This window comes from Nocardiopsis lucentensis DSM 44048, assembly GCF_000341125.1.
In the GTDB taxonomy this organism is placed as follows: domain Bacteria; phylum Actinomycetota; class Actinomycetes; order Streptosporangiales; family Streptosporangiaceae; genus Nocardiopsis; species Nocardiopsis lucentensis.
The window spans coordinates 1,935-6,769 of record NZ_ANBC01000261.1; the positions used below are offsets into that span (position 1 = coordinate 1,935).

At 72.9% G+C, this 4,835-nt stretch carries 4 protein-coding genes and 1 pseudogene; 1 reads left to right on the top strand and 4 read right to left on the bottom strand.

What is annotated here, in order from left to right:
* Positions 1-146: 146 nt before the first annotated feature.
* Positions 147-425 (top strand): nucleoside/nucleotide kinase family protein, encoded by a 279-nt coding sequence (locus D471_RS42465; protein WP_017598308.1) that lies wholly within the window; start codon positions 147-149, stop codon positions 423-425.
* 101 nt (positions 426-526) lie between these two features.
* Here D471_RS42465 and D471_RS0108945 read toward each other — a convergent pair whose 3' ends face one another.
* From D471_RS0108945 to D471_RS0108960, 4 genes and pseudogenes are all read right to left on the bottom strand, one after another.
* The gene (locus D471_RS0108945) at positions 527-1,207 is read right to left on the bottom strand and encodes a potassium channel family protein (RefSeq protein ID WP_017598309.1); all 681 of its coding nucleotides are present in this window, start codon (positions 1,205-1,207) and stop codon (positions 527-529) included.
* Between the two features lie 85 nt (positions 1,208-1,292).
* A complete protein-coding gene (locus tag D471_RS0108950) occupies positions 1,293-1,538 on the bottom strand; it encodes a hypothetical protein (RefSeq protein WP_152486260.1) in 246 nt (81 codons plus the stop codon).
* Positions 1,539-1,732: 194 nt separating this feature from the next.
* The gene (locus D471_RS33610) at positions 1,733-3,982 is read right to left on the bottom strand and encodes a serine/threonine-protein kinase (RefSeq protein WP_040688964.1); all 2,250 of its coding nucleotides are present in this window, start codon (positions 3,980-3,982) and stop codon (positions 1,733-1,735) included.
* A gap of 172 nt (positions 3,983-4,154) precedes the next feature.
* Positions 4,155-4,835, bottom strand: a pseudogene (locus tag D471_RS0108960) (hypothetical protein); the annotation flags it as partial.

Genomic DNA, 4,835 nt, shown 5'->3' on the forward strand with positions numbered 1-4,835 from the left:
TGGAGGATCTGTACCCGGGGTGGGACGGGCTGTCGCTCGCCCACACGTTCCTGAGGGAGTGGGTCCTGGAGCCGCTCGCGCGTGGGGAACGCGCGGCCTGGCGGCGCTACGACTGGGAGCGCGGCGGTTTCGAGGAGGCCTGGACGGTGCTCTCCCCGGAACTGGACGACGGCGGCACCCTCATCGTCGAGGGCTGCGGGTGCGGGGCCCGGCCGGTGCGTGCGCACCTCGACCTGCTGGTGTGGGTGGCCGCGACCGACGCCGAACGGGGCCGGCGGCTGGACCTGCGTCGCGACGCCGCCCTGTACGCCCCCTACCGGACCCTGTGGGCACGGCAGGAGGACGAGTTCCACGCCGCGCACCGCCCCCGGGAGCACGCCGACCTGTGGGTGGACAACTCGGGGAGCGGCGCGCCCGCGCGGTGAGCGGCGGAGGGACACGCGGTCGGCGCCGTCGCGCAGGAGCGGGAAGGGCTGGCCGAGGGTGTCCGCGGCGTGGATGACCACGTCCCGGCGGCCCCCGCGGATCAGTCCGCGGTGCCGCCGTCCCGGTGCTCCCGGGTGTGGGCCCCGACGTACATGCCGACGAGCCTGGCGATCACGGTGGTGAGGAAGAGGGTCCCGGTCACGGCCTCGAGGGCCGCCAGGGAGCGCGTCCACGGAGCCACTGCGACGATGTCCCCGTAACCCAACGTGGCCAGGGTGACGTAGGAGAAGTACACGAAGCTCTGCCAGGCCATCGGTTCATCGGGGTTCGCGCTGTCGGTGAAACTTCCGGGAACGAGGAGTTCGACCGCGCTGAACCACGTCGCGAACACGCCCCCGATGAGGAGGTAGGCGCTGATGGCGGCGACGATCACGTTCAGGCTGCGCGCCGGGCTGCGCCGGTAGACGAACTTGAGCAGTGAGTAGACGACGCCGGACTGAAAGGCGAAGAGCGTGGAGAACAGCCCGAGCAGCGCCACGCCGCGCAGAGGATCGACGGCGACCCACAGGGCGAAGAACGTCAGTGCCACGCCGACGACCAGGACGGGCAGCACCCGGTCGCGCTGATCCCGCACAACGAGCAGGCCGAAGCCGATCATCCCGACGTAGAGCAGCGTGTACAGGAGGGTCCAGCCCTGCCCCTGCAGCGTCATCGGGTAGCCGAACTGGAGCATCACCACGAAGAGCAGGAACAGGCCGAGGTTCGGACCGCGCTCGTCCACGCTCCCCTCCCCTCCCCGCCGTGCCTGCCGCCCGCCGCTGGCTCCGCCGTCGCACCACGATGATGCGGCAACGGTTCCGGTCACGTCAGCGCGACACCCCGGTGTGGTCGGGGGAGGTCACCCCCCGCTGGTCTGGGGCCCGACCGCTGATCTCGTGGGCACGTCGCGGGTCGGCGTTGACCACGCCCGGCCCCGCGTGGAGCGTGGGCATCATCCCCGGCAGCTCCCCGAGCCGGTCCACCCCGCGCGTGCGCATGGTCCCGTCACCGTGCTTGTCGACGTCGGCGACGGTCGGGGCCACCAGGGCCGCCCCGAGCCGAGCATGGGGCACGTCGGGAAGGGCGGCGGACTGATGTCAGAGCCGGGCGTCTGCGACGTGACCACGGCGAGGAAGAGCATGGACCCGGCCTCCAGCCCCGCACCGACCCTCAGGCATCGGAACGTGGTCCGCGCGCGGTCTCCTTCAGGGACGACGCGGACCAGCTCCGCCACGGCCCTCCCTCTCCCGTCGTCGTCGCGCGCCGGTCAGAGACCGCAGATCTCCCGCGCCCTGCGCAGATCGCCCCGGATACGTTCGACCCCGGCGGACAGATGCGGCAGCTGGACACTGGACTGTTGAAGCTCCCAAGCCCGTCGGGCGCGGCGCGGCGGGGAACCGCACACCACCCTCAGCGCGATGCCGGAGACCACCGCGCCGACCAGGCCGAAGACGCCGATCCAGACCAGGAGGTCCAGGACCCCGTCCGGGGCGAAGTCGAGGGAACCCAGGGCCTCGGCCATGATGAGTCCCGCGCCGACCGGAAGCGCGGAGAAGGCGAACCGGCAGTACCGCGCGGTGGTGTGCAGGCGTGTCTGGAGCGTGACCCTGCTCGCCAGTGCCCCGTGCTTCTCCTGGGCCGCGGCGAACCGCCCCTCCCAGTCGCGCCTCTGTGCCGCCAGGGCCCGCATCGTCGGCAGGGCACCGTAGACCGCGGCCGCGCATCCGGCGTTGACGGGGAGCGGGCTCCCCTCGACCCGGGTCCACAGGATCTCGACCCAGGCCGACAGTTCGCTGTCATCACCGGTGGCGGGGCGCACCATCCGCTCCGGGTGGAGCAGGAAGGTGAGGATGAGCGCGGGGTTGGCCTCGGCCCGGGACGCGTTCCATCCGGCCAGGTGGTCGACGAGCTGGCGGTGGAAGTCGATTCCGGCGCGTTCGGCCTCCTCCAGGTGGTCGGCGAGCTCGCGGAGCCGCCCGGGTTCGTCGGTGCGGTGTGCGTTCATGACACGCAGAACCTCGGGGCGGGCGAGCAGCGCCATCTCGTTGGCCAGGGGCGCACCGGTGAACAGCGGCCGAGGGTCGTTGAACAGGTCGCCGAGCTCGGCCGGCGTGGCGCCCCGGCCGCGAAAGACCGGGGGCAGTTCGGGGCACAGCTGGGCGATGAAGGAGGCGATGGCCAGGTTGGCGTCGTCGACCTGGCGACGGAACAGGGACCGGTCCACCGACGTGTCACCGAGGTCGTCCATGATCCACGCGCCCAGTGCCGCGCGCTCCTGGGGGTCGCTGAACACCCGGACGGCGGCGTTCCAGTTCTGCTGCATGGCGGTGGCGAGGGACCGGGTGTCGGTGAACCGAACGCCGACGAAGTGGTACGGGGGCACACCGTCGCGAAGGGGTGCGTCCGGCGGGTACGGCGCCCCGGTCGTCGGTCCCGTCGCGGGCGGCGGGGCGGCCGGGGCGGCCGGGGCGACGCGGGTGTAGGCGCGGGTGGGATCGGCCGTCGCGGCCGGGGCGACGCGGGTGGGGTCGATTCCCCCGGAGGGGGCGACGCGGGTCGGGTCCACCGGAACGGGTCGTTCGACACGGGTGGGGTCGACGGTGACGGGTCGCTCGACACGGGTGGCGGTGTCCGCCTCGACGCGCGCGGGCTCGGCGGCCGCGGGGAGCGGGGCAGGCCGGGACCCGTCGGAGGGCACCGCGACCAGCTGGTTGAGCAGGGTGGCGGCGTCCGGGCGACGGGCGGCGTCCTTGTCCAGACAGGTACGGACGATGTCCCGCAGGGCCCCGGTGAGCGCGCCGAGTTCGGGTTCGGCGCTGAGGATGCGGGCGATGCGGGAGGCCTGGGTCGGGCCGGGGAAGGCCTCGTGCCCGGTCGCGGCGTAGACCATCACCGAACCCCAAGCGAAGATGTCCACGGCCGAGGTCAAACGCATGCCCTCAAGCTGTTCCGGGGCCATGTACCCGATGGTCCCGATCACCCCGCTGGCCGTCACCGACGTCGACTCCACCGCCTTGGCGATCCCGAAGTCGATCACCCGCGGCCCGTCCGGAGCCAGCATGATGTTCTCCGGCTTCAGGTCCCGATGCACCACACCGGCCGCGTGGATGGCCGCCAGCGCCGTGGCCGTGGAGACCGCCAGGCGGTGCAGTTCCACACCGGTCCGCGGGCCGCCCTGGGCCACCGCGTCCTGGAGTGTGGGGCCGTCGATGTACTCCGTGGCGATCCACGGCTCCTCCGCCTCGGGATCGGCGTCCACGATTGCGGCGATACAGAAACCACTCACCCGCCGCGCCTGCTCCACCTCCGCGGTGAAGCGGCGGCGCATCTCGGCGTCCCCGGCCCAACTGGCGTGCAGCACCTTGACCGCCGCACGGGTCCCGTCACCGGACTCGCCCAGGAACACCTCCCCGAAACCACCGCGCCCCAACGAGCGCACCAGCCGGAAATCACCGACGACGTGTCCGGCCCGGTTTCGTTCCGATCCCGGCCCGTCCTGGTGCTGGGGGTCGTCCACATCCGCCCCGTTCCTTGGTTGATGGTCACATGGCCCTGGTCTCTCCCCATGACAGGCCCCAGGGAACTATAGCCACGTCACGCAGCCCGGGACGTGGCGGATCACATCGAGTCCGGAACCGGCCACGGAACCCGGTTCGATACGTTATCCGTCCGTCACCGCCCGCGCATGGTCAGCGGTGGTCACCGCGCTGGATCCGCTCGACGAGGTCGTCGGTGAGGGTACCGAAACCAGTGGCCGCCCACACGCTCTCCTCCGCGGGCACCTCGAAGTAGGGCACGGTGCGGTCGCCGTGCTCGACGGGCAGGGCGTTGGGCCGCATCCGGGCGCGCACCGCCTTCGCACACGTCCCGCACAGGGGCACCCGTACGGCACGCCTCGATCCCGTCTGCCGCCAGTCGGTGGGCCTGGTGTCGGTGCCGTGCAGCGGGTTGGCGTAGCAGTGGCGGCGCCGGAGGCCGCCGCGCCCGCGCCGGGCCATGCGCTCCTCGGCCAGGTCCAGCAGTACGAGGACGCCGACGACGTCGGCCAGGGAGCCGCCGTCGAGCCGGTCGTGGATCGCGCGGGCCGCGGCGTGCGCGTCGGGGGCGCCCCTCAGGGCCTCGGCCTCGGCGGCGGACCGGTGCTCCATCGCGCCCAGCCGTTCGCCGAGCTCGACCAGCTCCTGGCCGGCCCTCCGCTCCAGCGTCTCCCGGTGCGCCTGGTCGACGTTGTCGAAGGCCGCGTGCTGACGGAGGGCCGGTACCGCGCGCGGCCGGGTCCACAGCAGGTAGCCGCCGCCGAGGAGGAGCAGGACCGCGACACCGCCGACGGCCCACGGCAACCACGCGGTCCCGGCCGCCCGCTCCGCGCC